This is a genomic window from Massilia sp. BAP21 (assembly GCF_057801335.1).
Window position 1 is genome coordinate 2583378 of the sequence record NZ_CM173596.1, and the last position, 26915, is coordinate 2610292.

Annotated in this window: 25 protein-coding genes; 14 read left to right on the forward strand and 11 right to left on the reverse strand. The window is 66.1% G+C overall.

The window, feature by feature from the left end; translation table 11 throughout:
• The first annotated feature begins 244 nt into the window (after positions 1–244).
• The 6 genes from hutU to hutI are packed head-to-tail and all read left to right on the forward strand — an operon-like array spanning position 245 to position 7549.
• Positions 245–1957: a urocanate hydratase gene (gene hutU / locus ACWYRN_RS11395; RefSeq protein ID WP_488692520.1), complete on the forward strand. Its 1713-nt coding sequence runs from the start codon at positions 245–247 to the stop codon at positions 1955–1957.
• A gap of 12 nt (positions 1958–1969) precedes the next feature.
• On the forward strand, positions 1970–3544 hold the full coding sequence (gene hutH, locus ACWYRN_RS11400; protein WP_488692521.1) for a histidine ammonia-lyase: 1575 nt from the start codon (positions 1970–1972) through the stop codon (positions 3542–3544).
• A gap of 22 nt (positions 3545–3566) precedes the next feature.
• Positions 3567–4355, forward strand: a complete 789-nt coding sequence (gene hutG, locus ACWYRN_RS11405; RefSeq protein ID WP_488692522.1) for an N-formylglutamate deformylase — start codon at positions 3567–3569, stop codon at positions 4353–4355.
• Complete coding sequence (locus tag ACWYRN_RS11410; RefSeq protein WP_488692523.1) at positions 4352–5719, forward strand: formimidoylglutamate deiminase; 1368 nt, start codon at positions 4352–4354, stop codon at positions 5717–5719. Before hutG ends, ACWYRN_RS11410 begins: the two co-directional genes overlap by 4 nt.
• Positions 5716–6312, forward strand: a complete 597-nt coding sequence (locus ACWYRN_RS11415) for a HutD/Ves family protein (RefSeq protein ID WP_488692524.1) — start codon at positions 5716–5718, stop codon at positions 6310–6312. Before ACWYRN_RS11410 ends, ACWYRN_RS11415 begins: the two co-directional genes overlap by 4 nt.
• Positions 6305–7549, forward strand: coding sequence for an imidazolonepropionase (hutI, locus tag ACWYRN_RS11420; RefSeq protein ID WP_488692525.1), 1245 nt, complete (start codon positions 6305–6307; stop codon positions 7547–7549). Before ACWYRN_RS11415 ends, hutI begins: the two co-directional genes overlap by 8 nt.
• A 176-nt stretch (positions 7550–7725) precedes the next feature.
• Here hutI and ACWYRN_RS11425 read toward each other — a convergent pair whose 3' ends face one another.
• The 6 genes from ACWYRN_RS11425 to ACWYRN_RS11450 all read right to left on the reverse strand — a co-directional run bounded on the left by ACWYRN_RS11425 (position 7726) and on the right by ACWYRN_RS11450 (position 11924).
• Positions 7726–7905, reverse strand: a complete 180-nt coding sequence (locus ACWYRN_RS11425) for a hypothetical protein (RefSeq protein ID WP_488692526.1) — start codon at positions 7903–7905, stop codon at positions 7726–7728.
• A 339-nt stretch (positions 7906–8244) separates the two neighbouring features.
• Positions 8245–8742, reverse strand: a complete 498-nt coding sequence (locus tag ACWYRN_RS11430) for a GNAT family N-acetyltransferase (protein ID WP_488692527.1) — start codon at positions 8740–8742, stop codon at positions 8245–8247.
• Positions 8739–9677: a DMT family transporter gene (locus ACWYRN_RS11435; protein ID WP_488692528.1), complete on the reverse strand. Its 939-nt coding sequence runs from the start codon at positions 9675–9677 to the stop codon at positions 8739–8741. Before ACWYRN_RS11435 ends, ACWYRN_RS11430 begins: the two co-directional genes overlap by 4 nt.
• Before the next feature lie 233 nt (positions 9678–9910).
• Positions 9911–10366 carry an outer membrane lipoprotein gene (locus ACWYRN_RS11440; protein WP_488692529.1) on the reverse strand — a complete coding sequence of 152 codons (456 nt, stop codon included), beginning with the start codon at positions 10364–10366 and terminating at the stop codon, positions 9911–9913.
• Between the two features lie 105 nt (positions 10367–10471).
• Positions 10472–10915 (reverse strand): Mpo1 family 2-hydroxy fatty acid dioxygenase, encoded by a 444-nt coding sequence (locus tag ACWYRN_RS11445; protein WP_488692530.1) that lies wholly within the window; start codon positions 10913–10915, stop codon positions 10472–10474.
• 61 nt (positions 10916–10976) lie between these two features.
• Positions 10977–11924: a LysR family transcriptional regulator gene (locus tag ACWYRN_RS11450; RefSeq protein ID WP_488692531.1), complete on the reverse strand. Its 948-nt coding sequence runs from the start codon at positions 11922–11924 to the stop codon at positions 10977–10979.
• Between the two features lie 152 nt (positions 11925–12076).
• On the opposite strand from ACWYRN_RS11450, the gene ACWYRN_RS11455 reads away from it, so the two are divergent.
• The 6 genes from ACWYRN_RS11455 to ACWYRN_RS11480 all read left to right on the forward strand — a co-directional run bounded on the left by ACWYRN_RS11455 (position 12077) and on the right by ACWYRN_RS11480 (position 19862).
• Positions 12077–12301, forward strand: coding sequence for a hypothetical protein (locus ACWYRN_RS11455; protein WP_488692532.1), 225 nt, complete (start codon positions 12077–12079; stop codon positions 12299–12301).
• Positions 12298–13158, forward strand: a complete 861-nt coding sequence (locus ACWYRN_RS11460) for an alpha/beta hydrolase (RefSeq protein WP_488692533.1) — start codon at positions 12298–12300, stop codon at positions 13156–13158. Before ACWYRN_RS11455 ends, ACWYRN_RS11460 begins: the two co-directional genes overlap by 4 nt.
• A gap of 185 nt (positions 13159–13343) precedes the next feature.
• Entirely contained in the window at positions 13344–14543 is a 1200-nt protein-coding gene (locus ACWYRN_RS11465) for an efflux RND transporter periplasmic adaptor subunit (RefSeq protein WP_488692534.1), read from the forward strand.
• Positions 14544–14547: 4 nt separating this feature from the next.
• Positions 14548–17733 (forward strand): efflux RND transporter permease subunit, encoded by a 3186-nt coding sequence (locus ACWYRN_RS11470; protein ID WP_488692535.1) that lies wholly within the window; start codon positions 14548–14550, stop codon positions 17731–17733.
• A complete protein-coding gene (locus tag ACWYRN_RS11475; protein ID WP_488692536.1) occupies positions 17730–19202 on the forward strand; it encodes an efflux transporter outer membrane subunit in 1473 nt (490 codons plus the stop codon). Before ACWYRN_RS11470 ends, ACWYRN_RS11475 begins: the two co-directional genes overlap by 4 nt.
• Positions 19203–19313: 111 nt before the next feature.
• On the forward strand, positions 19314–19862 hold the full coding sequence (locus ACWYRN_RS11480) for a DNA-deoxyinosine glycosylase (protein WP_488692537.1): 549 nt from the start codon (positions 19314–19316) through the stop codon (positions 19860–19862).
• A 15-nt stretch (positions 19863–19877) separates the two neighbouring features.
• On the opposite strand, the gene ACWYRN_RS11485 is transcribed toward ACWYRN_RS11480, so the two are convergent.
• Positions 19878–21047, reverse strand: coding sequence for an acyl-CoA desaturase (locus ACWYRN_RS11485; protein ID WP_488692538.1), 1170 nt, complete (start codon positions 21045–21047; stop codon positions 19878–19880).
• 71 nt (positions 21048–21118) lie between these two features.
• Positions 21119–21445 carry an ArsR/SmtB family transcription factor gene (locus tag ACWYRN_RS11490; protein WP_488692539.1) on the reverse strand — a complete coding sequence of 109 codons (327 nt, stop codon included), beginning with the start codon at positions 21443–21445 and terminating at the stop codon, positions 21119–21121.
• Between the two features lie 526 nt (positions 21446–21971).
• Between ACWYRN_RS11490 and infA the strand changes: the two genes are divergently transcribed.
• Positions 21972–22241, forward strand: a complete 270-nt coding sequence (gene infA, locus ACWYRN_RS11495) for a translation initiation factor IF-1 (RefSeq protein ID WP_229437426.1) — start codon at positions 21972–21974, stop codon at positions 22239–22241.
• 4 nt (positions 22242–22245) lie between these two features.
• Here the strand turns inward: infA and ACWYRN_RS11500 are convergent, their stop codons facing one another.
• Together ACWYRN_RS11500 and ACWYRN_RS11505 are read right to left on the reverse strand one after the other, a co-directional pair.
• Positions 22246–23442: a tetratricopeptide repeat protein gene (locus ACWYRN_RS11500; protein WP_488692540.1), complete on the reverse strand. Its 1197-nt coding sequence runs from the start codon at positions 23440–23442 to the stop codon at positions 22246–22248.
• 62 nt (positions 23443–23504) lie between these two features.
• A complete protein-coding gene (locus ACWYRN_RS11505; protein ID WP_488692541.1) occupies positions 23505–24383 on the reverse strand; it encodes an HDOD domain-containing protein in 879 nt (292 codons plus the stop codon).
• A gap of 161 nt (positions 24384–24544) precedes the next feature.
• Here ACWYRN_RS11505 and ACWYRN_RS11510 point away from each other — a divergent pair, with 161 nt between their 5' ends.
• On the forward strand, positions 24545–25150 hold the full coding sequence (locus tag ACWYRN_RS11510; protein ID WP_488692542.1) for a DNA-3-methyladenine glycosylase: 606 nt from the start codon (positions 24545–24547) through the stop codon (positions 25148–25150).
• Here the strand turns inward: ACWYRN_RS11510 and ACWYRN_RS11515 are convergent.
• The gene (locus tag ACWYRN_RS11515; protein ID WP_488692543.1) at positions 25131–26864 is read right to left on the reverse strand and encodes a methyl-accepting chemotaxis protein; all 1734 of its coding nucleotides are present in this window, start codon (positions 26862–26864) and stop codon (positions 25131–25133) included. The two genes, ACWYRN_RS11510 and ACWYRN_RS11515, sit on opposite strands and share 20 nt — an antisense overlap.
• Positions 26865–26915: the final 51 nt, after the last annotated feature.

A 26915-nucleotide genomic window follows, 5' to 3' on the forward strand; every position in this document is an offset into this window, starting at 1 on the left:
CCCCGTGCCCACGCGGAACGATGATCATTGTTGGCGGTTCAAACAGCGCATTGTTGGCGTTACGTTTATCGCAAACGTTAGCGAGCGATGTTTCCAGGCAGCGGAATACGGATGAGCACGTAACCGCGTGGGCACGGAGTGCCCACCGTACGGTTGAGGTTCCAGGCCAAAGATGCGCAAAACGGATTGACGCTGTTGTATAGACAACCTAGACTCTGAGCATATCCTCAACCCAGGAGCTGCCATGACCCATGCCTCGCCCCCGTCCGATACCGATCCGCGCTTCGACCCCACGCGCACCATCCGCGCCCCGCGCGGCACCGAGCTGAACTGCAAAAGCTGGCTCACCGAAGCCGCCTACCGCATGCTGCAGAACAACCTCGATGCCGAGGTGGCCGAGGACCCGCAGCGCCTGGTGGTCTACGGCGGCATCGGTCGCGCGGCGCGCAACTGGGAATGCTACGACCAGATCCTCGCCTCCCTGCGCGAGCTGGAAGACGACCAGACCCTGCTCATCCAGTCCGGCAAACCGGTCGGCGTGTTCCAGACCCACGAAAACGCCCCGCGCGTGCTGCTGGCCAACTCGAACCTGGTGCCGAAGTGGGCCAACTGGGAGCATTTCAATGAACTCGACCGCAAGGGCTTGTTCATGTACGGCCAGATGACGGCCGGCAGCTGGATCTACATCGGCACCCAGGGCATCGTGCAAGGCACCTACGAAACCTTTGCCGAAGCCGGCCGCCAGCACTTCAATGGCGACTGGGGCGGCCGCTGGATCCTCACCGCCGGCCTGGGCGGCATGGGCGGCGCGCAACCGCTGGCGGCCACCTTTGCCGGCGCGGTCTCGCTGACCGTCGAATGCCAGCAGACCAGCATCGACTTCCGCCTGCGCACCCGCTACCTCGACAAGCAGGCCAAGGACATCGACGAGGCCATCGCCCTCATCAAGAAGCACACCGAACAACGCGAAGCCGTGTCGATCGGCCTGCTCGGAAATGCCGCCGACGTGCTGCCGGAACTGGTGCGCCGTGCGCGCGAGGGCGGCCTGGTGCCGGACCTGGTCACCGACCAGACCTCGGCCCATGACCTGATCAACGGCTACCTGCCGAGCGGCTGGACGGTCGAGGAATGGAAGGCGGCGCAGCGCGACCCGGCGCAGCACGCGCGCCTGAAAGCGGCAGCGGCGGCGTCCTGCGCCAGGCACGTGCAGGCCATCCTCGACTTCAAGGAACTGGGTGCCTACGCGGTCGACTACGGCAACAACATCCGCCAGGTGGCATTCGACGACGGCTTGACGAACGCCTTCGACTTCCCCGGCTTCGTGCCGGCCTATATCCGTCCGCAGTTCTGCGAAGGGCGTGGTCCCTTCCGCTGGGTGGCGCTGTCCGGCGACCCGGAAGACATTTATAAAACCGACGCCAAGATCAAGGAGCTGTTCCCGCAGCATGCGCAGGTGCACCGCTGGCTCGACATGGCGCGCGAGCGCATCGCCTTCCAGGGCCTGCCGGCGCGCATCTGCTGGCTGGGCCTGGGCGAGCGCCACCTGGCCGGCCTGGCATTCAACGAAATGGTGCGCACGGGCGAACTGAAGGCGCCGATCGTCATCGGCCGCGACCACCTCGACACCGGCTCGGTCGCCAGCCCGAACCGCGAAACCGAGAGCATGCGCGACGGCACCGACGCCGTGTCGGACTGGCCGCTGCTGAACGCCATGCTGAACACGGCCGGCGGCGCCACCTGGGTGTCGCTGCACCATGGCGGCGGCGTGGGCATGGGCTACTCGCAGCACTCGGGCGTGGTGATCGTTGCCGACGGCACCGAGGCTGCGGCGAAACGCCTGGCGCGCGTGCTGGTGAACGACAGCGGCTCGGGCGTGATGCGCCACGCCGATGCCGGCTACGAATCCGCCATCGAGACGGCCAAGCGCCAGGGCCTGAATCTCCCGATGATCAAGTAAGGTAATCAAGACATGAAACACGCATCACAAGACCTGCAACAAGCTTGGACCCTGGAACCCGGCGCCCTCACGCTGGCCGACTTGCGCGCCGTTTGGGCCGAGCACTTCCCGATCGCGCTGTCGGCCAACGCCGCGGCACCGATTGCGGCATCCGCCGCGCTGGTCGACGACATCGTCGCCAAGGGCGACTCGGCCTACGGCATCAACACCGGCTTCGGCATCCTGGCCAAGGCCCACATCCCGAACGAGCAACTGGCGCAGCTGCAGCGCAACCTGATCCTGTCGCATGCGGTCGGCACCGGCGAACTCATTGCGGACAACGTCGTCCGCCTGATCCTGCTGACCAAGATCGGCAGCCTGGCGCGCGGCTATTCCGGCGTGCGTCCGCTGATCATCGACACCCTGATCGCCATCTATAACGCGGGCATCATGCCGGCGATTCCGTCGCAGGGTTCGGTCGGCGCCTCGGGCGACCTGGCGCCGCTGGCCCACATGACCCTGGCCATCCTCGGCGTCGGCCCGGTGCGCGTGAAGGGCGAGATCGTCGACGCGGCCGAAGCCCTGCGCGCGGCCGGCATCGAGCCGGTGACGCTGGCCGCGAAAGAAGGCCTGGCCCTGATCAACGGCACCCAGGTATCGACCGCGCTGGCCCTGCACGGCCTGTTCATGGCCGAGCGCCTGGTGGAAGCGGCGATGGTCACCGGCGCGCTGTCGGTGGACGCGGCGCGCGGCAGCGATGCGCCGTTCGACGCACGCATCCACGCCGTGCGCGGCCAGCCCGGGCAGATCGCCGCCGCCGCCATCTACCGCGAACTGATGGCCGGCAGCGCCATCCGCGCCTCGCACCTGGTGGGCGACGAGCGCGTGCAGGACCCCTACAGCCTGCGCTGCCAGCCGCAAGTCATGGGCGCGGTGATGGACCTGGTGGCCAACGCCGGCCGCACCCTGCTGATCGAGGCGAATGCCGTTACCGACAATCCGCTGCTGTTTGTGGCGCCGGATGTCGCCTCGTGTGGCGACATCCTCTCCGGCGGTAACTTCCACGCCGAGCCGGTCGCCTTTGCCGCCGACACCCTGGCCCTCGCCATTGCCGAAGTCGGCGCCCTGGCCGAACGTCGCATCGCGCTGCTGATCGACGCGAATCTGTCCGGCCTGCCGGCCTTCCTGGTGCGCGAGCCGGGCCTGAACTCGGGCTTCATGATCGCCCACGTAACGGCTGCCGCGCTGGCGTCGGAGAACAAGTCGCTGGCCCATCCTGCCAGTGTCGACAGCTTGCCGACCTCGGCCAACCAGGAAGACCATGTCAGCATGGCCACCTTCGCGGCGCGCCGATTGGACCAGATGGCGCACAATACGGCTGTGATTGTCGGTATCGAATTGCTGGCGGCAGGGCAGGGCATCGAGTTCCATCGCCCGCTGGCGACATCAAGGCACCTGGAGCACGTGCATGCCCAGCTGCGCGCGCAGGTGGCGCCCTATGATGCCGACCGCTTCTTCGCACCCGACATCGAGGCCGCGCGCCGCATGGTGGTCGAAGGCGCGCTGTCCGCATCATGCAAGGAGCTGTTCGCAGTTCTGCATCCCTAATTCAACCGCTAGAGGAGAGGTGATGGATTTCCGGTTCAAGGCAGGTACTGCGCCGATGCTGCTGTCGATGCCCCACGTGGGCACCGACATTCCCGACGAAGTCGCCGCCACGATGGCGCCCTGCGCGCTGGCGACGGCCGACACCGACTGGCACCTGGCCGAGCTGTACGAGGCGGCCGACCGCCTCGGCATCTCGACCCTGGCTGCGCGCTGGTCGCGCTATGCCATCGACCTGAACCGGCCGCCGGAAAACACGAACCTGTACCCGGGGCTGGACACCACCGGCCTGTGCCCGGTCGACACCTTCGGGCGCGAAAGCCTGTACCAGGAGGGCAAGCTGCCGGACGCCGCCGAAGTCCAGCGCCGCCTCGAGCGCTACTGGCGCCCCTACCACAACCAGCTGCGCGCGGAACTGGCGCGCCTGCTGGCGCTGCACGGCAAGGTAGTACTCTGGGATGCGCACTCGATCGCCTCGGTCGTGCCGCGCTTCTTCGAAGGCCGCCTGCCGGACCTGAATTTCGGCACAGCGGAAGGAAAATCCTGCGATCCGGGGCTGGAGCAGGCCGTGGTCGGCGTGGCCCGCGCCCAGGACCGCTTCAGCATCGCCGTGAATGGCCGCTTCAAGGGCGGCCACATCACGCGCTTCTATGGCCAGCCGCACGAGGGCGTGCACGCGATCCAGCTCGAGATGTGCCAGTGCCTGTACATGAACGAGGCGCCGCCTTTCGAGTACCGTCCGGAGGTAGCGGCCGAGGTCCAGCCCTTGCTGGCCGAGATGATGGAAGCCGCGCTGGCCTGGGTGCAGTCATGAATGCTTTATTCGCGCGCCACGCGTTGCTGCCGGAAGGCTGGCGCGGCGACGTGCTGATCGAATGGGATGCACGCGGCGCCCTTACGCGGGTGCAGGCCGATGCGCGTCCGCCGATCGGCGTGCCGCGCGCCGACTACGTGGTGCCGGGCATGGCCAACCTGCACTCGCACGCCTTCCAGCGCGCGCTCGGCGGCCTGACCGAGCACGCCGGCGACGGCCCGGACAGCTTCTGGACCTGGCGCGAACTGATGTACCGCTTCGCCGCCAACATCACGCCCGAGCAGGCCGAGGCCATTGCCGCCCAGCTGTTCTCGGAATGCCTGCGCCACGGCTACACCTCGCTGTGCGAGTTCCACTACATCCAGCGCGATCCAGCCGGCGAGCTGTACGCGCGGCCGGCCGAGATGGCCGAGCGCATCGCCGCGGCCGGCCAGCAATCCGGCATCGGCCTGACCCTGCTGCCGGTCCTGTACAGCCACAGCGGCTTCGGCGAGCAGCTCCTGAAGCCGGAACAAAGGCGCTTCCGCACCGACGTCGACACCGTGCTGCGCATCGTCGAGGCATTGGGGCCGCTGAGGTCAAGCCAGCTGGAAGTGGGCGCGGCGCCGCATTCGCTGCGCGCGGCCGGCATCGAGCAGATCCGCGAACTGGCGGCGGCGCTGCCGAAGGAGCGCCCGCTGCACATCCACATCGCCGAGCAGCAGGGCGAAGTCGAGCAGAGCCTGGCGTTCAGTGGCTGGCGTCCGGTCGAGTACCTGCTGGAGAACATCGGCATCGACGAACGCTGGTGCCTGGTGCATGCCACTCACCTGAACGAGGAAGAGGTGAGGGCGCTGGCGGGCAGCGGTGCGGTGGCCGGCATCTGCCCGACCACCGAGGCCAACCTGGGCGACGGCCTGTTCCCGCTCGGGGATTACCTGGCGCTGGGCGGACGCTGGGGCATCGGCAGCGACAGCCATGTGTCGCAGAGCCCGGTTGAGGAATTGCGCTGGCTCGAGTATGGCCAGCGCCTGGCTCATCTGCGCCGCAACGTTGTCGCGAGTTCAACGCGGCGCGACGTTGCGCTCAACTTGTGGCAGGATGCGCTGGCCGGTGGCGCACAGGCGGCCGGGCGTGCCGTGGGCGCCTTGGAGGCGGGCCGGCGCGCCGACCTGCTGGTGCTCGACAGCGCGCATCCGAACCTGGAAGGCGCGCTCGAGGCTGACGTGATGGGCCGCCTGGTCTTTTGCGGCAACGACAACCTGGTGCGCGACGTGCTGGCCGGCGGGCGCTGGGTCGTGCAGGGCGGGCGCCACATGGCCCAGGACACCATCGCGCGCCGCTACCGGCAGGCGATCAACCAGTTGCGCGAGGTAAGAGCATGAACATCCTGATTCCCTTTGCCGGCCTGTCGGCGCTGCCCTGGAAAAACGGCGGCGGCAGCACGACCACCATCGCAGTCGGCCCGCCCGAAGCCAATCTCGAGAACTTCGAGTGGCGCGTGAGCCTGGCGACCATCGCCGAGGACGGCCCGTTCTCCAGCTTCCCCGGCGTGGATCGCACGCTGGCGCTGGTCGACGGTCATGGCATGACGCTCGACATCGACGGTTCCGAGCGCGTGATCCTGTGCGAGTCCGGCCCGGTGCTGGCGTTCGACGGCGAATCGCAGGTGGTGGCCAAGCTGAACCGCGGGCCGACCACCGACTTCAATGTGATGACGCGCAGCGATTGCTGTTACCACCAGTTCGGGCGGCGCCGCCTGTCCGGTAAATCGACGTTCGTGGCGCGCGCCGACTTGACGGTGCTGTTCCTGGCCGAGGGCGAGAGCCTGGAGATCGCCAGCGACGCCGAACGCATCGGGCTGGTACGCTATGACGCGGTGATGTTCGACCCCGGTACCGTGTGGTCGCTCGAAACCACGCAGGCGACGATCTTCATCGTCGATATTTTCTATTACAACGAGGACGAAGATGAGTGAACGCAGCAATCCGCGGGTCGATGCGGTATTTGCGAACGTGAATTTGGCCACCATGGTCGGCGGCTATGGCGAAATCATGGATGGCGCGATTGCCGTGCACCACGGGCGCATCGCCTGGGTCGGCGCACGCCGCGACGCCCCGCGCGCGGCCGTCATCCACGACTGCGACGGCGCCTGGCTGACGCCCGGCCTGATCGACTGCCACACCCACATCGTCCACGCCGGCAACCGTGCCGACGAATGGGAAGCGCGCCTGGAAGGCGCCAGCTACGAAGACATCGCCAGGAATGGCGGCGGCATCATGTCCACGGTGCGCGCCACCCGCGCCGCCAGCGTCGAGGACCTGATCCGCGTCAGCGCGCCGCGCGTGTCGCAACTGCTGGCCGAGGGCGTGACCACGCTCGAGATCAAGTCCGGCTATGGCCTGAACATGACGGGCGAAGCGAATTTGCTGCGCGCGGCGCGGCGCCTGGGCGAAATTTTGCCGGTGTGCGTGCGGACCACGTTTTTGGGCGCGCATGCGCTGCCGCCGGAATTCGCCGACCGTGCCGACGATTACATCGCCGAAGTGACCGAACGCATGTTGCCGCTGCTGGCCAAGGAAGGGCTGGTCGACGCGGTCGACGCCTTCTGCGAGCACATCGGCTTTACCTACGACCAGACCGAGCGCGTGTTCAATGCCGCCAAGCGCCTGAATCTACCGGTCAAGCTGCATGCGGAACAACTTTCCGAGCAGCGCGGGGCGGAACTGGTGGCGCGCTACCGTGGTTTATCCGCGGATCACCTGGAGCATTTGACCCCGGCTGGGATTGCCGCCATGGCGGCGGCCGGCACGGTGGCGGTGCTGCTGCCGGGCGCCTGGTACTTCCTGCGCGAGACGCGCATGCCGCCCATCGCCGAACTGCGCGCCGCCGGCGTGCCGCTGGCGGTGGCGACCGACTGCAACCCGGGCACCTCGCCGATGAGTTCGCTTCTGCTGGCGATGAACATGGCCTGTACCATGTGGCGCCTGACGCCACGTGAAGCCTTGCAGGGCGCGACCGTGCACGCGGCGCGTGCGCTGGGCATGCACGACCGCATCGGGACACTGGAAGTCGGCAAGCGGGCCGACTTTGCGCTGTGGGATATCGCGCGGCCGTCGGAGCTGGCGTATTCGATCGGCTTCAATCCTTGCCAGGCCGTGGTGAACGGCGGCGTGATGCGCGAGCGGGATGTGGGGCTGCCGGCGGGGTTTTGAGGCCTCAACATAAAGAGTGGTTCACGAGCACGTCTTCTGACCGAGTTCTGTGTCTGGACACTCCGCACCGCGTGGGCTCAAGAGCCTTGCGCGGCCCGGCCCACCCTACAAACCGGGTTTTACGTAGGGTGGACTCCTGAGTCCACGCGGTACACCATTCGATCATTCGAAACACTTCACAACGACTGCAACTTCGCCTTCGTCGACGACACCGCTCGATGCAACATCCGCTCGGCATGAAAATCATTCGCCCGTTGCACCTCGATGGCATGCAGGCTGCGCGAGTAATTGTCGAGACGTGAACGCAGCCACGCCTTGTAGATCCGCGATTTGATCCGTTTGAGGCTGAGTTTCATGGTTCTCTCCCTCCGTGGAAGAGCACATTGTCGACTTCGCCTATCCGTTGCGTTTGTGATAACTCAATCGTGCCACAGCCCACCACAATGCTTGAGGCTTCTCAAATCGCGCATTCCCAGCTCGGTAATTATTAAGCTCAAGAGAATCCGTAAGAGAGGTAAGCAATTGTAAGAACAACCATAGTCAGCGGCGTCAGGCGGATATATTGAAACCGTTGATTCCCACTCTCCCCTCCCCATCCTAAAAAATGGGTTCGCCCACGGCGCTACAAGGTCCCGTGGGCTTTTTCTTGCCAGTTTGGGATGCGGCGTTTCTGCGCCAGCTTGCCGGCCGCCGAATCAGAGCCCGCGCCGCGCCAGGTGATCGAGCGCTTCGCCGGTCACGCGGCAGATGCGCCACTCGGGCAAGATCTCGGCGCCCATGGTTTGGTAGAAGCCGATGGCCGGCTCGTTCCAGTCCAGCACCGACCACTCGAAGCGGCCGCAGTTGCGCTCCACGGCCAGCTGGGCCAAGCGCGCGAGCAGCTGGGTGCCGTAGCCCTTGCCGCGATGCGATTGGCGCACGTACAAATCTTCCAGGTACAGGCCCTTCTTCGTGAGGAAGGTCGAGAAGTTATGGAAGAACAGGGCAAAGGCCACGACTTCGCCGTTTTCCTCGCCGACGATGGCTTCGCAGGCCGGTCTGGTACCGAACAGGCCTTCGTGCAGCAGCTCCTCGGTGGCAACCACCATGTGTTCGAGTTTCTCGAACACGGCCAGCTCGACGATCATCGAATGGATGTCGGTAACGTCGGCCGGCTCGGCGGGGCGGATGGAAAAGTGTGTGGAAGATGTCATGGGGTTTCGATTGCGTTGTTCAAAAGATCATTTTGCACTGGTTTGGCTGCGGGTGCACGCAGTGCCCAGGCCACGCTGGCCAGGCAGAGGACCATGCCGAAGAATTCGACGGGACCGGGACGGTAGTGTTCGAGCTTGATCGACAGCAGCACCGACAGCACCGGCGTGATCACGCCGATGTACACCGCCTTTTGCGGCCCGATGCGGGCGATCAGCGTGAAGTAGGCGAGGAAGGCGATCACCGAGCCGAACAGGGCCAGGTAGAACAGGCCCAGCGTGTACGACAGGCTCGGCGGCGCCACGAAGCGCTGGCCGGTAAGCAGCACGTAGAACACCACCAGCAGCGTGCCCCAGAGCATGGACCAGGCCGTGGTCAGCATCACGTTGGTCGATTGTTCGCGCACCTTGCTCACCACGATGCTGCCGGCCGAGCTGGCAATCGTTGCCGCCAGGGCCAGCACCACGCCCAGCAGGAAGTGGCCGCTGCCGCCCAGCTGCAGATCCTGCCAGGCCTGGCTGATCGAGTGCCAGAACAGCAGGGCCACGCCGGCGGTGGCCACCGCGCCCGCACCCCAGGTGCGCGGCGCGATCGGCGTGCCGTGGAAGACGCGGCCCAGGAGCGGCGTCCAGAACACCATCAGCGCGAACAGCACCGCCACCAGGCCCGAGACCACGACTTCTTCAGCCTGGTAAGTGCAGATATAGGACAGGCCAAAGGTGGCGGCGCCCTGCAGCATCATCCATTTCTGGGTGCGCCATGGCAGCTGCAGCTTGTGGCCGCGGATCAGGCAAATGAAGAACAGCGTGGCCGAAGCCAGGGCAAATCGGTAGACCACGGAAACGGCCGGCGGCACGTCGCCCAGCTGCAAGGTGATGGCCCAGAAGGTCGAACCCCAGATCAGGGATGCGATGACGAACAGAACGGGAGTAGGCATCGCGAAAGTATACGTGCTTTCGCTGTTGCCTGTCGTCTATAGATTGGCAATAAAAGACCTAAGTAAGCAGGTTTTTGAAGGCGCTGCAACACCTTGGCTGCTCACGGTGACAAGCGGTAGGGTGGACGGGTCTCCCGTCCACGCGTTCAACAAACAGAAGCAATATGGCAAAGGTCGCTTTAGTTGAACGCGTGGACGGCATAGCCGTCCACCCTACGGCGCGGGGAACGCGATCAATGCGTCACGCGGGTCTGGTAACCATTGCTCAGCAAACGCACACGCTCGCCCGGACGGAACAATTCATCGGCCGACTGGGTAATCGCGCGCAACTCGCCATTGTCGAGCCGGACCGTGATTTCGAAACCCGGGCGGTTGTTGGCATTCGCCTCGACCCGGTTCCCGATCAGCCCGCCGGCAATGGCGCCGACGATGCCGACCGCGGCCGAGCCGTTGCCGCTGCCGATCTGCGAGCCGGCCAGGCCCCCCAGGGCCGCGCCGCCCATGGTACCGACGCCCGATTCCGGGTTAACGATGGTAACGTTGCGTACCGATTCGACCACGCCCATGCGCACGACCTGCTCGGACTGGGCCTGGTAGGAACGGTAGACGCTGCCCGACTGGGGCGGGGTGGCGCAGCCGGCGAGCAGGCCGGCGGCGAGGATGGCAACGAGGGGCAGTGACTTTTTCATGATGATCTCCGGCTTGTTTCTCTGTCCAGAAATCCTACTCCTCGTCGGCGCCGCGTGGCGCGCGTTGGCGCCAGAGCTCAATATGCCGGCTTTAATTAGCCGGTATCAATAAGCCAGATTCAGCCTGCGGTACAGGAAGCCCAGCACGAACAACGGTCCGATCAGCAGGAAACGCAGGTCGTCGAAGAACGACGGCTTCTTGCCCTCAATCTTGTGCCCAACGAACTGGCCAATCCAGGCCACCACGAAGATGGCGATCGACAGCGGCAGCACGGCGTACGCCGGCATCGCTGCCAGCAGGGCCAGCATGATCCCCGCCATCGCCAGCATGCCCAGGGCAAAGGGTTTCGAGAGCTGGAAGTAGTACCACATGGCCCCAGCCGTCGCGGCCAGCGCCACCAGCGGATGAATCGCCCACAAAATGCCGAGCAGCGAGAACACGATCACCGGCACGCACACGAAATGGATCAGTTCATTGGTCGGGTTGCGGTGGCTTTCGCTGTAGATGTCGAGCAGGGTGTGGATGTCGCGGGACGGGGTGGCGCGCATGGCGAGGGTCTCCTGAATTGATTTTTGTGTAGAAATTCTACACCCGTCCCGGCCGAAAAAATCACGCCGCCTGGGCCTGTTCCGCGAAACCCGGACGCACACCCAGGCGCATCTGCGGATGGTTCGCAAACAGCTCCGACACCCATTCGACGAACACGCGCACCTTGGCCGACAAATGGCGGTTTTGCGGATACACCACGTGCACCGGCAGCGGGTCGCTGCTCCAGTCCGGGAGCAACTGCACCATGCGGCCTTCCTGCACGTGGCGCAGCAACAGGTAATCGGTCATCTGGATGACCCCCAGCCCCGCCAGCCCGGCGGTAACATAGGCGTTCGAATCGTTCAGGGCGATCAAGCCGGGCAGGGGAATCTCGATGCGCTCGCCGTCGCGGTTGAAATCCCAGTCGTAGACCTTGCCGTTCCTGGCCGAAAAATAATTCACGCAGCGGTGCTTCAGTAAATCGTTCGGATGCACGGGCGTGCCGTGGCGCGCCAGATAGGCCGGCGCGGCGGCGGTAAGGAAGTTGACCACGCCGACCCGGCGCGCGATCAGGCCGGGGTCGAGCAGGGGGCCGCCGCGCACCGCGCAATCGACGCCTTCCTCGATCAGGTCGATCGTGCGGTCGGTGCTGCCCAGTTCCAGCGTGATGTCCGGGTAGCGCTCGAAAAAGCCGGGCAGGGCCGGGATCAGGATTTCGCTCGACAAGCCGGTAGGCGAATCGACCCGTAGCCGTCCACTGGGATTGAGGCGCGTGCGCGACAGCGACTCCTCGGCGTCGCGCACATCCGACAGGATACGGATGCAGCGCTCGTAATAGGCGGCCCCGTCCGAGGTGACGGTGACGAGCCGCGTGGTGCGGTGCAGCAACTTGGCCGCGAGTGCCGTTTCCAGCGCCTGTACCAGGGTCGACACGCTGGCCTTGGGCATGTTCAGCATCTCGGCCGCGCGCGTGAAACTGCCGGTGTCGACCACCTGCACGAACACTTCCATGGCTTGCAGCTTGTTCACTTTGCTTCTCTCTCGATCAGGAATCGTTCAGGTTTTTCGCTTATTGTTCGCCCATTCCGAACAATCAATTCGAAATTGGCATCTTTATCAGATTGTAGATGATGTCTATAGTGTGCGTACTGACAGTCATATTTTTTACATCGGAGCAGGTCATGACACACAAGGATGGCATCGTCGCAACAATCGCCCTGGCGCTAAGTACGCTGGCGATGGCGGGCATGGTTGGCAGCGGCGCATATGCCCAGGCCGCCGGCGTCGAGGCGCGCGGCGTCCAGGCCTTGTCGAATGCCGTGATCGAAACCGTCTGCCCCGAGGCGCATGCCGAACGTGCTGCGAATGCACAATTGCTGGCCGTTGCTGCGCAGGTGGCGCCATGAACGCGCCCTTCGAGACCGGCCTGGCAGGCAAGGCCGACGACGTGCGCGTCAAGGAACTCGCCGTTGCCGGCGAACAGGGGCCGCTGAAGGCGCGCCTGTACAGCGCCGGTCCGGCGGCCAAGCGCGACACACTGATCGTGTTCTTCCACGGCGGCGGTTTCGTCGAAGACAAGCTGGACGACTCCGATGTCTTCCTGCGCCACCTGGCCGATGGCGGCCACGCGCAGGTGGTGCTGGCGTCCAGCTACACCCTGGCCACCGTGCGTCCCTTCCCCGCGGCCGTCGAGGATGCCCACGCCGTGCTGCTGTGGGCAAAAAAGAACAAGACCAAGCTCGGCTGGAACGGCAAGCGCATGCTGGTGGCCGGCATCGAGGCCGGCGCCAACCTGGCCGCCGTCTGCGCCCTGATGTCGCGCGACCGCGGTGCCCCGAAACTGGCCGGCCAGATCCTCCTGATGCCGATGCTCGACCCGGGTCTGTCGACCTGCTCGATGCGCGAAATGCCGAACTGCCCCGACATGGAAGCGCTGGCCGACGATTGCGCCGCCGCCTACCGCGGCTACCTGCCGCATGCCGCCGACCGTACCCACCCGTACGCGTCGCCGCTGCAATCGAGCCGGCTGAAGAATCTGCCGCCGGCCCTGATCCTGTCCGCCGAGGATGATCCCTTGCGCGACGAAGCCGAAGCCTATGGCGCCAAGCTGAACAGCTTCGGCGTGCCAGCCTCCGTGCGCCGCCTGCTGCCGGCGCCGCTGACCGAACCGGGCGGGCGCAACGACTGCGCCTGCAAGGCCAGCGCCCTGACCGAAATCGCCGCCTTCATTGCCGGCCTCGACGGGGAGGCAGCCACGGGATGACTTCCGCCACCTGATCCATCTGATCTTCTAAACCACTACTGAACCGGACTACCGCGCTCATCCGAGCGTGGCGGGACCCGCTTTGCCTGAATTTTCCTGCGCCGTTCGAGAACGGCGTCGGGCAGGGCGGGTATTGCCCAAGCATTTGACTCATTACTAATACTCAACAATAACAAGGGGTAAACATGAAACGCACACATGAATGGTCCGCACTCCTGCAGCCGATGTCGATGGCGCTGGCGGCCGCCGGCCTGATTGCGGCCACGCTTTCCGGCTGCGGCGATGCAACGGGCAAACCAGCTGGCAAGGCCGCCGAAGCCCAGGCGCCCGCCGCACCGCCGGTCTCGGCCGCGCTGGTGCTGGAGCGTCCGGTCGCCGAAACCCAGGAATTCTCGGGCCGCCTGGAAGCCATCGAACGCGTCGAGATCCGCTCGCGCGTCAGCGGCTTCATCACCGCTGTCAACTTCAAGCCGGGCAGCGAAGTGAAGAAGGGCGACGTGCTGTTCGTGGTCGACCCGCGTCCGTATCAGGCAGAGGCTTCCCGTGCGGAGGCAGCAGCTGCCTCGGCCCGCGCCAAGCTCGATCTGGCTAAACGCGAACTGGCGCGCGCCGAAAGCCTGCTGGCCGACAAAGCCATCGCCCGCCGCGAATACGACGAAGCCGCCGCCGGCCAGAAGGAACTCGAAGCCAACGCCAACGCGGCCCAAGCCCAGCTTGACGCCGCACGCCTGAACCTGGCCTATACCAAGGTCGTGTCGCCGATCGACGGCCGCGTGTCGAAAGCCGAGATCACCCTCGGCAACCTGGTCGATGCCACGGCGGTGCTGACCTCGGTGGTGTCGCTGGACCGCATCTACGCCAGCTTCGACGGCGACGAGGAAACCTATCTGCGCGTCGGCGCCAAGGCCCAGGGTGGCGCGCCGGTCGGCGTGCGCGTGGGCCTGGCCAACGAAGACGGCTTCCCGCACGAAGGCAAGCTCGAATTCGTCGATAACCAGTTAGACGCCCGTACCGGCAGCGTGCGCATGCGCGCCACGTTTGACAACACCGAGCGCAAGCTGGCGCCCGGCCTGTTCGCGCGCATCCAGCTGGGCGCCGCCGACAGCCGCAACGCTGTCCTGATCAGCGACCGCGCCGTGGCCACGGACCAGAGCCGCAAGTATGTGTTCGTGGTCGGCGCCGACAACAAGGCCGAATACCGCCCGGTCACGCTCGGCCCCACCGTGGGCGGCCTGCGCGTGGTGCGCACTGGCCTGAAAAGCGGCGAGAAGATCGTCGTGAACGGCCTGCAGCGCGTGCGCCCAGGCGCGCCGATCGCGGCGCAGCTGGTGGCGATGGACGCGGCGCCGGTGGCGCTGGCATCGAATGCGGCCGTGAAGGAATAAGACCATGAACATCTCCCGCTTCTTTGTCGACAAGCCGATCTTCGCCATCGTGCTGTCGGTGCTGGTCTTCGTCGGCGGCCTGATCTCGATCCTGCAGCTGCCGGTGTCCGAGTACCCGGACGTGGTGCCGCCTTCGGTGGTGGTGCGCGCCCAGTACCCTGGCGCGAACCCGAAGGTCATCGCCGAAACCGTGGCCGCGCCGCTGGAAGAACAGATCAACGGCGTCGAGAACATGCTCTACATGTCCTCGCAAAACACCTCGGACGGTGCGCTGATGCTGACGATTACCTTCGCCATCGGCACGAACGTCGAGCAGGCCGAGACCCAGGTGCAGAACCGCGTCCAGCGCGCGCTGCCGCGCCTGCCCGAGGAGGTGCGCCAGATCGGCGTCACCACCGTGAAAAGCTCGCCCAACCTGACGATGGTGGTGCACCTGAAATCCCCGGACGGCCGCTACGACGACCTGTATCTGCGCAACTACGCGACCCTGAACGTCAAGGACCGCCTGGCGCGCATCCACGGCATGGGCGAAGTGCAGCTGTTCGGCTCGGGCGACTACGCGATGCGCGTCTGGCTCGATCCGCAAAAGGTGGCAGCGCGCGGCCTGGTGGCCGGCGACGTGGTCGATGCAATCCGCGAGCAGAACGTGCAGGTTGCGGCCGGCGTCATCGGCCAGGGACCGAGCAAGGATGCCGACTTCCAGCTGACCGTGAACACCCAGGGCCGCCTGGCCAGCGTCGAGGAATTCGGCAACATCGTCGTCAAGACGAACGCCGACGGCGCGACGACCTTGCTGAAGGACGTGGCGCGCCTGGAGATGGGCTCGAATTCGTATGCGCTGCGCGCGCTGCTCGACAATAAATCGGCGGTCGCGATCCCGATCTTCGAGGCGCCGAACGCCAACGCCCTGCAGCTGTCGACGGATGTGCGCGCGGCCATGGCCGAGCTGTCGAAAGATTTTCCGGAAGGCGTCGAATACAGCATTGTGTACGACCCGACCCAATTCGTGCGCGAGTCGATCGACTCCGTGATCCACACCCTGCTCGAAGCGGTGATCCTGGTCGCCCTGGTGGTGATCGTGTTCCTGCAAAGCTGGCGTGCGTCCATCATCCCGCTGCTGGCCGTGCCGGTATCGGTGGTGGGCACCTTTGCCGTGATGCTGATGTTCGGCTTCTCGATCAACACGCTGTCCTTGTTTGGTCTCGTGCTGGCCATCGGCATCGTGGTCGACGACGCCATCGTGGTCGTGGAAAACGTCGAGCGCAACATCACGAATGGCCTGACGCCGCACGATGCGACGATCCAGGCGATGCGCGAAGTGAGCGGCCCGATCATCGCGATTGCCCTGGTGCTGTGCGCCGTGTTCGTGCCGATCGCCTTCGTTGCCGGCCTCACCGGCCAGTTCTACCGCCAGTTCGCACTGACGATCGCGATTTCCACCGTGATCTCGGCCTTTGCCTCGCTGACGCTGGCGCCAGCGCTGTCGGCGGCACTGCTGAAAGCCCACGACGCACCGAAGGACCGCCTGACGCGCATGATGGACGCCGTCTTCGGCCGCTTCTTCGCCGCCTTCAACCGCTTCTTCGGCCGCGCTTCGCACAATTACGAAGGCGGCGTGAAGGGCGTCCTGCGCCGCAAGACCCTGTCGCTGGGCGTGTATGCGGTGCTCGGCATCGCCGCCGTCTTCATGTTCAAGGTGGTGCCGCCGGGCTTCGTGCCGCAGCAGGACAAGGCCTACCTGATCGGCTTCGCCCAGCTGCCCGACGCCGCCTCGCTCGACCGTACTGATGCCGTGATCCGCAAGATGTCGGCGATTGCGGCCGAGATCCCGGGCGTGGAATCGTCGATCGCCTTCCCCGGCCTGTCGATCAACGGCTTCACCAACGCGCCGAACTCGGGCATCGCCTTCTTCAGCCTGAAGCCTTTCAATGAGCGCAAGGGCAAGGCGCAGTCGGCCGAAGGCATCGCCGCCGAGATCAACAAGCGCATGGGCGCGGTGGAAGACGCCTTTGTCATGGTGCTGCCGCCGCCTCCGGTGAACGGCCTGGGCACCACCGGCGGCTTCAAGATGATGCTGGAAGACCGCGGCAACCTGGGTTACGACGCGCTGTACAAGGCAACGCAGGCGATGCAGGCCAAGGCCTGGGCCGACCCGCGTTTGCAGGGCGTGTTCTCGAGCTACCAGATCAACGTGCCGCAGCTGTTCGCAGACGTGGATCGCGTGAAAGCCAAGCAGCTCGGCGTGCCGCTGCAGACCATCTACCAGACCTTGCAGGTGAACCTCGGCTCGCTGTACGTGAACGATTTTAATCAGTTCGGCCGCACCTACCAGGTGCGCGTGCAGGCCGACGCCCAGTTCCGCTCCCAGCCCGAGCAGATCGCCCAACTCAAGGTGCGCAGCAACAGCGGCGAGATGATTCCGCTGTCGTCGCTGATGCAGGTAAAGGACAGCTACGGCCCGGACCGCGTGCAGCGCTACAACGCCTACGTGTCGGCCGACATGAACGGCGGCCCGGCCGCGGGCGTGTCGTCGGGCCAGGCGCAAGCCATCTTCGAGCAGATCGCAAAAGAGACGCTGCCGAAGGGGATCGCCTATGAATGGACCGACCTGACCTACCAGGACATCCTGTCGGGGAACACCATGATCTACGTCTTCCCGCTGTGCGTGCTGCTGGTGTTCCTGGTGCTGGCTGCCCAGTACGAAAGCTGGACCCTGCCGCTGGCGGTGATCCTGATCGTGCCGATGTCGATCCTGTGCGCCCTGGTGGGCGTGAAGCTGACCGGCGGCGACAACAACATCTTCATCCAGATCGCGCTGTTCGTGCTGGTGGGATTGGCCTCGAAGAACGCGATCCTGATCGTGGAGTTTGCCCGCGAGCTGGAACACCACGGCCGCAGCATCGTCGATGCCGCGCTGGAGGCTTGCCGCCTGCGCCTGCGTCCGATTTTGATGACGTCGATCGCCTTCATCATGGGCGTGGTGCCCCTGGTGTTCTCGAGCGGCGCCGGCGCCGAGATGCGCCATGCGATGGGCGTGGCGGTGTTCGCCGGCATGCTGGGCGTGACCTTCTTCGGCCTGTTCCTGACGCCGGTGTTCTATGTCCTGCTGCGCACGCTGGCCAAGCGTTTCGAAAAGCCTGCGGTGGTGCGTGCACCAGTCGCGCATGTTGAAGAAGGAGTTGCACAATGAAGGCGATGATTGCACGCGGTATCGCACCGCTGATGGCGGCCCTGCTGTTGAGCGCCTGTGCGGCCCCAAGCTTCCAGCAGCCGCAGGTATCGGTACCGGTGGCCTTCAAGGAAGGCGCCATACAAACTGCCGCCGACGGCAGCCGCTGGCAGGTGGCACGCCCGGCAGAACAGCAGGCGCGCGGCGAATGGTGGCTGGCCTTCCAGGACCCCGCGCTCACCGCATTGATGGATGAAGCGGCGCGCAACAACGCCAGCCTGGCCGTGGCCGCGGCGCGCGTGAAACAGGCGCGCGCGATTGCCGGCATCGCCGAAGCGGACCGGATGCCGCAGGTCGGCGCCGGCTTCGGCGCCCAGCGCGGCCGCCCATCCGCGTTGGAAGCGAACCTGCCGCAGGGCAGTGCGGTGGCGCCGCGCACGACCTACAACGCCAGCCTGTCGGCCAGCTACGAGGTCGATTTGTTCGGCCGCGTGTCGTCGAACGTGGAAGCGGCGCGCCAGGATGCGGGCGCGGTGGAAGCCAGCTATCGCTCGGTGCTGCTGTCGCTGCAGGCCGACGTCGCGCAGGGCTGGTTCCGCCTGCGTGCGCTGGACGCCGAACTGGACACGCTGGCGCAAACCGTGCGCCTGCGCGAGGAAAGCGTGGGCGTCAACCAGCGCCGCTTCGACCTGGGCGACATCGGCGAATTCGATCTGACCCGCGCGAAGACCGAACTGGCGACCACGCGCCTGGAAGCGGTGGGCCTGCAACGCCAGCGCGCCACCACCGAACACGCGCTGGCCGTGCTGCTGGGCCGTCCGGCGGCCGATTTCACGGCCGGTGCGGCGCCGCTGCCTGCCACCGCGCAGATGCCGGTGATTCCGGCCGGCCTGCCATCGACGCTGCTGGAACGCCGTCCAGACATCGCCCAGGCCCAGCGCGGCATGGAAGCGGCGAACGCGCGCATCGGCGTGGCGCGCGCCGCCATGTTCCCGGCCCTGAACATCGATGCTGCCGGCGGCGGTGTCGGCGGCACGGTGGCCGAGGTGTTCAAGTGGAGCAGCCGTTCCTGGGTGCTGGGCGCAATGCTGTCGCTGCCGCTCATCGACGGCGGACGCAACAAGGCGAACGTCACGCGCAGCGAAGCGGCGCTGGAAGAAGCGGTCGGCGCCTACCGCGAACGCGTGCTGGTGGCCTTTGCCGAAGTCGAGGACAACCTGGCCGGCCTGCGCGTGCTCGATGCGCAGGGCGTGCAGGTGGAAGAGGCGCTGGTGTCGGCGCGCCGCTCGGCCGAACTGGCGCGCAAGCTGTACGACGCCGGTCGCTCCAGCTACCTCGACTTGCTGGACGCCCAGCGCAACCTTGCGGCGGTGGAGCGCACAGCGGTGCAGCTGCGCGGCGACCGGGCGCTGACCACGGTGGCGCTGATTCGGGCGCTGGGTGGTGGGTGGGATGCGCCGGCGCCGGCGAACGCCTTGGCACGTAACTGATCGCGCAGCTCGATCAATCAATGATTTGCCCCTTGCGGCGGCCCGCGGTTGCGGTCTGCCGCTTTTTTTCGTGTGCACGCGGCGGCGCGGGCAGGGCGCTACAATCCTTCCATGCCGAATACCGTTTCCCAAGACAGCCCGTTATTGATGGGCCTCGCGCCCGTCATCGCGCCAGACACCCGCATCCTGGTACTGGGCAGCTTCCCGGGCGCCGCCTCGCTCGCGGCCCAGCAGTATTACGCCCATCCACGCAATCAGTTCTGGAAACTGGTCGGCGCGCTGGTCGGCGAGGATTTGTATGGGCTGCCGTATGACGAACGCCTGCCGCGCCTGTTGGCGCACCGTTTCGGCTTGTGGGACGTGCTGGCCGCCTGCGAGCGCGAGGGCAGCCTCGATTCCGCGATCCGCAAGCCCGCCGCGAACGACTTCGAACGGCTGCACAAGCTGTGCCCGCAACTGGAAACCGTCGGCTTCAACGGCCAGGCGTCGGGCAAGTTCGCGCCGCAGTTCGAGGGGGCCGGCTACCGCACCGTGGTGCTGCCATCGAGCTCGCCGGCGCATATGGCGATGACGTTCGAGCAGAAGCTGGCGGTGTGGCAGCAACTGACAGGCGACCGCACACTGGCAGCACTACCACCGTCGCAACCGCCCTTGTTCTGATATCAACCAAGGACGTCAGGCGTCGACCTGGCTGCGCGCCAGTTCGCACAGGGTGGCCAGTGGCAGCAGCACCAGCGCGGCGGCGGCCGTGAACGCGTTGCGCGTGCCGACCGCGATCAGGAGGGCAGGCAGGCCACGCACCGTCTGGCCGCCGTGCTCGAACGACAGCCGGGAGCGCAAGGGCGTGCGCTGCGCTTGAACCCCGGCGCCGGCCAGGCAGCGGGCGGCCCGTTCGGAAAGCAAGACGAACGGCCCTTCCAGCACCAGCTGGCCGCGCCGCGCGAGCAGCTGGCGGCTGGCAGTGGCGATGGCGCCGACCGTAGCGCGCCACGATTTGTGCGCCTGCGACAGGGCGATAGGCAGCGCGGCATGCACACGCAGCTCGGCGCGCGGCGGGCAGTGCGCCGGCAGCCGGAGGTTCCATGCCAGCCCGGCGCGTTGCAGCAGCACCAGCACCCACCAGCCCGGGTCCCATTCGCCCGGATACAGCCCCAGCTTCGCCGAGCCGGGATAGGCGTGATGGTTGTTGTGCCAGGACTCGCCCATCGTCAGCAGCGAGGCCAGCGCCACGTTATGCCCCTGCACGGCGGCACCCTCGACGGTATGCCCCATGGCGCCGTGGTTGTGCGCGAAATACCCGATCAGCCAGTGCCCGGTCACGCCGGCCGCAATGCGCGCGCAGACGCCCCAGATCACGAAGGGCCAGCCGCCGAGCGCATACAACAGCAGGGCCGGCGGCAGCTGCTGCAGCATCCAGGTGCGTTCCAGGAAGCGGTAGAAGCGGTCCTGCGCGATGTGCGCCGGCATGGCGAGCCGTGGCGGATGCTCGAGCCGCAGTTCGCAGTGCAGCTGCCACCAGCCGTCCTTCCAGAAACCGCTGCCGTGGCGCAGGTAGTCGTGGCAGTCGGGCTGGCGCTGGGCGTGGTCGCGCAGGTCGTGCTGGGCCAGCAGGCCGAGCGGCCCGGACAGCCCGACCTGCACGCCGGTGTAGACGAGCAGGTATTCCAGCCACCTGGGGCAGGCGAAGCTGTCGTGGATGAGTTTGCGGTGGCTGCCGAGCGAGTGCCCGAACAGCAGCACGAAGGCGGTCGTCGCCAGGAACAGCGTCAGGTTGACCCAGCTGAAAGTCAGCCAGCCGCCGACCAGCGCGACGGCCACCATGACGCTCCACCACAGCGATTTCACGGGAGCCCATGTGACGTTTCCATGTACAACATTGCCATTGTCCGGAGAATGCATGCGAGCTCCTTGTGCGTTCAGGTGGGTTTGCGTTTCCTGGCCAGGGCCTTCGATTCGCGCTTGAGCGGCGCGGCCGTGGGGCAGAGTTCGAACATGAAACCGGACAGGCGCGTCACCAGGCTGTCGCCGTCCAGCGTGTAGTAGACGAATTGCCCGCGCCGCTCGCTTGATACCAGGCCGGCGTTTTCCAGCACCGACAAATGGCGCGAGGTGGCGGGGGCGCTGATCGCCAGTTTCTCCGCCAGCTCCGAGGTGGTCAGCTCGACATGCGAGAGCAGGGCCATGATCTTGCGGCGCGGGAGCGAGGCCAGGGCTTCGAAGGTCTTGTCCAGGTTTGAGTTCATTATTTAATTAACTAACTTGTTAATCGTAATGTGCCTGTGCACGCCTGCGGCGTCAAGCGGAAACGAGGGGGCGGCAAGCAGCGATTCGCTATCCGTGCTACACTGCATGCAGTCGACAAGGTTCTGGTGACTTTGCCGGCCGCCCCCGACAGGCCCGCCATGCGAGACGTGTAACGCCGCAAGCGACGATGCCGGAAGGGGTTGTCAATCGAGATACGTTGGTCGAGTTACACAATGGAGCACCACGCAGATAGCGTGGGTATCCGGAGCGCCGCACCCTGCAGATAGCACGGGCTGGCGCACGATTCAATCTTCGGCGATACATTGAACGAAGCCCGCAGCAAGCGGGCTTTTTTTCCTTTTTCTTTCCTGCGCAGCCGCGGTCTGGCATGCGTTGCATCCCGACCCGCCGCGACGGCGGTTTATTCACCTCATTTCCGGTCCAGTCCCTGCGGGCACTGAACACCGACAGCATCGTTCATGGCGGCGTGGTATGCCGGCTCGCAGCTTAATAGAGGAAACCATCATGGCAAAAGAAGAACTCATCGAAATGCAAGGCCTCGTGACCGACGTGCTGCCCGAAATGCGCTTCCGCGTCGATCTCGAGAACGGTCACCAGCTGATCGCCTACACCTCGGGCCGGATGAAGAAAAACCACATCCGCATCCTGGCGGGCGACAAGGTGACGCTGGAGATGTCGCCGTACGACCTGAACAAGGCGCGCATCGTGTTCCGTCACATCGAGCAGCGCGGTACGCCTGCGCCGCGTCCGGGCGGCTTCCAGCGCCGCCGCTGATCCTTCAGCGCACCTGCGGCGAGCCGGGCAGGCTCGCGCGCAGGCGGCCCAGCTTGGCCGCATAGCGCTCGCGCGCGTCGATCCGCGTACTGGTATCGCGCGCCAGCGCCAATTCCTTCACCGCAGCCTCTTCCTCCCCCAATCCCAGATACGCCACGCCGAGCCAGAAATGGAACTCGTCGTTGTAGGGCGCACGCGCCACTTCGCGCGCGAACAGCGTTTTCGCTTCCCGCATCTTCCCCGCCCTGTAGGCCGTCATTCCCTGGTTGAACCAGTGGTAGGGCGGCGCCGGATGCAGGCGCTCGATGCGGCGCAGCAGTGCCTGCGCTTCGGCGTGCTTGCCGTTGCCGTCCAGCGCCTGCGCCAGGTTCTGCATCACCACCAGGCTGTCCGGCTCGCGCGCCAGCGCCGCGCGGTAGACCCGCTCGGCCATCGGCGGCCTGCCGTTGCGCGCATACACGACGGCCAGCGTGTTGTAGGCCGCCAGCGAGGAGGGCCGCTTCAGGATCGCCGCGCGCGCCCACCAGTAGGCGTCCGCGATCCGGCCCGCCACCAGCTCTTCCACCGCGCGGTTGTTCATGTAGAGGGCGACGATGTCGTCTTCGCCCAGCTCGGTGCTGGGCAGGCGCGCCGCGTCTTTTGGCGCCAGGAAGTCGATCACCAGCGGCTCTGCATGCGTGCTGACGGTATGGACCCCGGCCGTGCGCGGCGCCAAGGCGATGTTGACGTGGGAACTGACCAGGTAGAGCGAGCCGTTGCGGTGCCAGGTTTCCTCGGCCTGCACGCTGGCGAAGCGCACCTCCATGCCGAGTGCGCGCGCAAAGGCCGCCGTCATGATCACCAGCGACAGGCAGTTGCCCGAGCGCGCGGCATAGGTCTGGGCCGCGGTGCGCGTGACGCTGGCGTCGTAGTCGAGCTGCAGGTCGCTCTTGCTGTACAGGGCCGATACCAGGCCGCGCGCGGCGCCTTTTTCGCGCAGGCTGGCCTTGAAGGCGGGGCTGTCGAGGTGGGCGCGCATCGGTGCGCTCAGCGTGAACAGGTTGGCGGCGTCGGCCGGGGCGGCAGGGGCGGGGAAGGTGGCGTCGTCGAACAGGGCCGCCAACCCGGCCGTGGGTTGGGACGATGTGCTGGCACAGCCTAAGAGCAGCGCATTCAGCAGGGCATACAGCAGCAGATACCGCAGCAAGAACGGGCGTTTCATCGCGCGCCTCCGGTGCCAACAGGACGAATCGAGTATCCGCCTGAACCGGGACGCTGTCAAAATTAGTGATCGTCGTGCAGCGCTTCTTCGAGTTCGTCGAGCAGTTCGGCGGTTTCGTCTTCGTCCAGCGAAAGGTAGGTGCAGGCGCGTTCGCCGCCCTTGTCCCATTCGACCGAGCCGGCATGGCCCTGGTAGCGCCGGATGGCGCGGTCGGCCAGCAGCGACAGGGCCACCAGCGAGCGGATCGTGTCGTCGGTGTTTTCGTCTTCCAGCACCGGGTAGTCGTGGTGGTGCAGGATGGCCCAAGCCACTTCCGACGTCAGGCCCCAGTTGCGCGCCAGGAGCGAGCCGATCTGCGCGTGGCTGGTGCTGTGGCGTTCCTGCTCGACTTCGGTAAACGCGCGCACCGGTTCCAGGCCGGCATCCTGCAGCGTGGCCTCGTAGTCGGGGAAGCGGTCGATCAGGAGCGGCACGCCGGTGTCGCAGAACAGACCGAAGGTGTGGGCGATGTCGGGCGCGCCGATGCGCAGGCGGCGCGACAGGAACATCATCGCGTACGAACGCTTGGTCGACACGTCCCAGAAGCTGGCCAGGGCCGGGTTGTTGGTCGTGATCGCCTGGCGCGCCAGCAGCCCGGTCATCAGGGCCGCCACCTGGTTAATGCCGAGGAAAAGGATGGCCTGCTCGATCGACTTGGCACGGCGGCCGCCGAACAGCGAGGAATTGGCCAGTTTCAGCAAAGCGCCGGCCATGCCGACGTCGCGCGCGACGATGCGGCCGATGGCTTCCGGCGACGGATCGCTGGAGGCCAGTTCGGCTTGCAGGTCGGCCAGCAGGCTGGGGCGGGGTGGGATGCGGATCGACTTGATCAGCGCATCGACCTGGTCCGCCGCTGCGGAAGGTGCCGGGGAGGCGGGCGCCGCAGCGGCCGCAGCGCGCATGGGCATTGCTTTAGCTGCAACTGTGCTCATGAGGGGATGATGCTTTCTGGAAATACCGCAAGGTTGCCACTATAACCGAGGTCAGGTTCCATTGCAGCAACAGGCAGCCTTATGTGGCAAAACAAACAGAGCGGTGTTGCAAGCATGCCTAGAATCGGCGCATGGATTCCCTGAAACCCGCTTTGCATGCCGGCGCGCATCCCAGTTTTTACCTGGCCGGTATCGATTTCATGGCGCCGGCCGAGCTGGTGGCGCGCCAGCTGATCGGCGTGACCGTGCTGGTCGACGGCGTCGGCGGCCGTATCGTCGAGACCGAGGCCTACGACCGCGAAGACCCGGCTTCGCACGCCTATTCCGGCCCCACGCCGCGCAACTTCGCCATGTTCGGCCCGCCTGCGCATGCCTATGTCTACCGTTCCTACGGCATCCACTGGTGCCTGAATTTCGTCTGCATGGAGGAGGGGCATGGTGCCGGAGTGCTGATCCGCGCGATCGAACCCCTGGCGGGACTGGACATCATGCGCGAACGGCGCGATGCCGAGGATCTGCGCCTGCTGTGCTCGGGGCCCGGCAAGCTGTGCCAGGCCCTGAACGTGACGCGCGACTTCAACGGCAGGTCGCTGGCGGCGCCGCCCTTCGAACTGCAGGCCGCGCCGCCAGGGCTGGAGGTGGTTGCCGGGCCGCGCATCGGCATCTCGAAAGCGATGGACGTACCCTGGCGCTTCGGGCTGGCCGGGTCGCGCTTCGTCAGCCGTCCGTTCCGCTGAGCCTGGAGCCAGCGCCACCGCGCTCGCGCGCCGGCTGACGGCCCTCGAGCAAGGGGCGCGGGGCACCGGTGCGCATCGGGCTGCCCGGTGCGCGCCGCTCGAGCGGCTCGTGGAAACCGGGCGGCTCGGTATCCAGTGCATCCTCGTCGGCTTCGGCCAGCGGCGCGATGCCCTCGATCTTGAAGATCGACACCGCGCGCGCCAGGTTCACCGTCTGCTCGTGCAGGCTTTCCGCCGCCGCAGCCGCTTCCTCGACCAGGGCCGCGTTCTGCTGGGTCATGTCGTCCATCTGCCCGACTGCGCGATTCACTTCCGCAATGCCGTCGGCCTGCTCGGTGCTGGCGATGCTGATGCGGCCGATGATGTCGTTCACCTGCTGCACCGAGGCCACGATGTGGCCCATGCTGCTGCCGGCTTCTTCCACCGAGGCGCTGCCGCCGTCGATGATCGCCACCGAGTCCGCGATCAGCGCCTTGATCTCCTTGGCCGCCGCCGCCGAGCGCTGGGCCAGGGTGCGCACCTCCGAGGCCACCACCGCAAAGCCGCGCCCTTGCTCGCCGGCGCGCGCCGCTTCCACCGCCGCGTTCAGGGCCAGGATATTCGTCTGGAAGGAGATGCCGTCGATGACGCCGATGATCTCGACGATCTTGCGCGAGCTGGCCTTGATCGATTCCATCGTGCTCACCGCGCGATCGACGGCCTGGCCGCCGTTGGCCGCCAGCCGCGCCGCCTCGGCCGCCAGGTCGGTGGCCAGGCGTGCGTTGTTGGCGTTGTCCTTGACGGCCACGGTCAGGGTTTCCATGGCGCTGGCGGTCTGTTCGAGCGAACCGGCCTGCAGCTCGGTGCGGGTCGAGAGGTCCAGGTTGCCGGTGGCGATTTCCTTCGATGCGGTGTCGATCGAGCGCACCGAAGTCAGCACCGAGTGCAGGGTCGTGTTCAGGTTGGCGATGGTGTGGTCGAGTGCGCGCGACGTATCCGCGATCTCGTCGCGCCCGTCGCTGCCCACGCCCGCCGAGAGCCGGCCTTCTGCCAGTTCGGCCACCACGTCGGAGATCTTGCGGATGTCGGCCAGCATGGCGCGCCGCACCAGCATGGTCACCACCAGCGACAGCGCGATCGACAGCACCACCAGCACCGCCATCGTCACGCCCAGGGTCTTGAACTCGGCGCCGGCGGCGGCATAGGCGCGTTCGCTCAGCGTGGTTTCCAGCGCGGCCAGTTGCGCGAGCTGGGTGTTCAGCACGCCGAATTCCTTTTCCGCCTTCTGCATCGAATTGGTGGCGATCGACTGGTCGACCTGCGCCATCTCGATGGTCTCCAGCACCGCCTTGCGGTAGGCGGCCAGCGCCGCGCCGGAGGCGTCGATCAGCTTGCGTTCCTCGGGGTTGGCAACCTTCGCCAGGGTCCCGAGCTGGGCGCCGATGCCCGCGTGCTTCTTGTGGATGTCGGCGATCAGGGCGTCGAGCCGGTTCTTGGCAAAGCTGCCGCTGACCCAGGCCAGTAATTGATAGATGTTGGCGTGCGCGTACTTCGCATCGCCGGCGACGTCGGCCGCGTCCTGCAGGCGCGCCGCACGCACCTGCACCATGTTTTCCAGCGAAGCGTGCTGGCGCACCATGCCGTAATAGGCGGCGCCGGAGAGCAGCGTCAGCAGCACCAGCACCAGTCCCGGCGCCAGCAAGAGCTTCGGCCCGATCCGCAATTTTTTCAGCATGCTCCACCTCCAAAGCAAAAGAAAAGGGCGGCCACGGCCGCCCCGTCACCA

What these genes read in the sequence shown, in the direction of transcription:
- hutU (WP_488692520.1), top strand. Translation starts at nt 245, where the DNA reads ATGACCCATGCCTCGCCCCCGTCCGATACCGATCCGCGCTTCGACCCC.
- hutH (WP_488692521.1), top strand. Translation starts at nt 1,970, where the DNA reads ATGAAACACGCATCACAAGACCTGCAACAAGCTTGGACCCTGGAACCC.
- hutG (WP_488692522.1), top strand. Translation starts at nt 3,567, where the DNA reads ATGGATTTCCGGTTCAAGGCAGGTACTGCGCCGATGCTGCTGTCGATG.
- ACWYRN_RS11410 (WP_488692523.1), top strand. Translation starts at nt 4,352, where the DNA reads ATGAATGCTTTATTCGCGCGCCACGCGTTGCTGCCGGAAGGCTGGCGC.
- ACWYRN_RS11415 (WP_488692524.1), top strand. Translation starts at nt 5,716, where the DNA reads ATGAACATCCTGATTCCCTTTGCCGGCCTGTCGGCGCTGCCCTGGAAA.
- hutI (WP_488692525.1), top strand. Translation starts at nt 6,305, where the DNA reads ATGAGTGAACGCAGCAATCCGCGGGTCGATGCGGTATTTGCGAACGTG.
- ACWYRN_RS11425 (WP_488692526.1), bottom strand. Translation starts at nt 7,905, where the DNA reads ATGAAACTCAGCCTCAAACGGATCAAATCGCGGATCTACAAGGCGTGG.
- ACWYRN_RS11430 (WP_488692527.1), bottom strand. Translation starts at nt 8,742, where the DNA reads ATGACATCTTCCACACACTTTTCCATCCGCCCCGCCGAGCCGGCCGAC.
- ACWYRN_RS11435 (WP_488692528.1), bottom strand. Translation starts at nt 9,677, where the DNA reads ATGCCTACTCCCGTTCTGTTCGTCATCGCATCCCTGATCTGGGGTTCG.
- ACWYRN_RS11440 (WP_488692529.1), bottom strand. Translation starts at nt 10,366, where the DNA reads ATGAAAAAGTCACTGCCCCTCGTTGCCATCCTCGCCGCCGGCCTGCTC.
- ACWYRN_RS11445 (WP_488692530.1), bottom strand. Translation starts at nt 10,915, where the DNA reads ATGCGCGCCACCCCGTCCCGCGACATCCACACCCTGCTCGACATCTAC.
- ACWYRN_RS11455 (WP_488692532.1), top strand. Translation starts at nt 12,077, where the DNA reads ATGACACACAAGGATGGCATCGTCGCAACAATCGCCCTGGCGCTAAGT.
- ACWYRN_RS11460 (WP_488692533.1), top strand. Translation starts at nt 12,298, where the DNA reads ATGAACGCGCCCTTCGAGACCGGCCTGGCAGGCAAGGCCGACGACGTG.
- ACWYRN_RS11465 (WP_488692534.1), top strand. Translation starts at nt 13,344, where the DNA reads ATGAAACGCACACATGAATGGTCCGCACTCCTGCAGCCGATGTCGATG.
- ACWYRN_RS11470 (WP_488692535.1), top strand. Translation starts at nt 14,548, where the DNA reads ATGAACATCTCCCGCTTCTTTGTCGACAAGCCGATCTTCGCCATCGTG.
- ACWYRN_RS11475 (WP_488692536.1), top strand. Translation starts at nt 17,730, where the DNA reads ATGAAGGCGATGATTGCACGCGGTATCGCACCGCTGATGGCGGCCCTG.
- ACWYRN_RS11480 (WP_488692537.1), top strand. Translation starts at nt 19,314, where the DNA reads ATGCCGAATACCGTTTCCCAAGACAGCCCGTTATTGATGGGCCTCGCG.
- ACWYRN_RS11490 (WP_488692539.1), bottom strand. Translation starts at nt 21,445, where the DNA reads ATGAACTCAAACCTGGACAAGACCTTCGAAGCCCTGGCCTCGCTCCCG.
- infA (WP_229437426.1), top strand. Translation starts at nt 21,972, where the DNA reads ATGGCAAAAGAAGAACTCATCGAAATGCAAGGCCTCGTGACCGACGTG.
- ACWYRN_RS11500 (WP_488692540.1), bottom strand. Translation starts at nt 23,442, where the DNA reads ATGAAACGCCCGTTCTTGCTGCGGTATCTGCTGCTGTATGCCCTGCTG.
- ACWYRN_RS11505 (WP_488692541.1), bottom strand. Translation starts at nt 24,383, where the DNA reads ATGCGCGCTGCGGCCGCTGCGGCGCCCGCCTCCCCGGCACCTTCCGCA.
- ACWYRN_RS11510 (WP_488692542.1), top strand. Translation starts at nt 24,545, where the DNA reads ATGGATTCCCTGAAACCCGCTTTGCATGCCGGCGCGCATCCCAGTTTT.
- ACWYRN_RS11515 (WP_488692543.1), bottom strand. Translation starts at nt 26,864, where the DNA reads ATGCTGAAAAAATTGCGGATCGGGCCGAAGCTCTTGCTGGCGCCGGGA.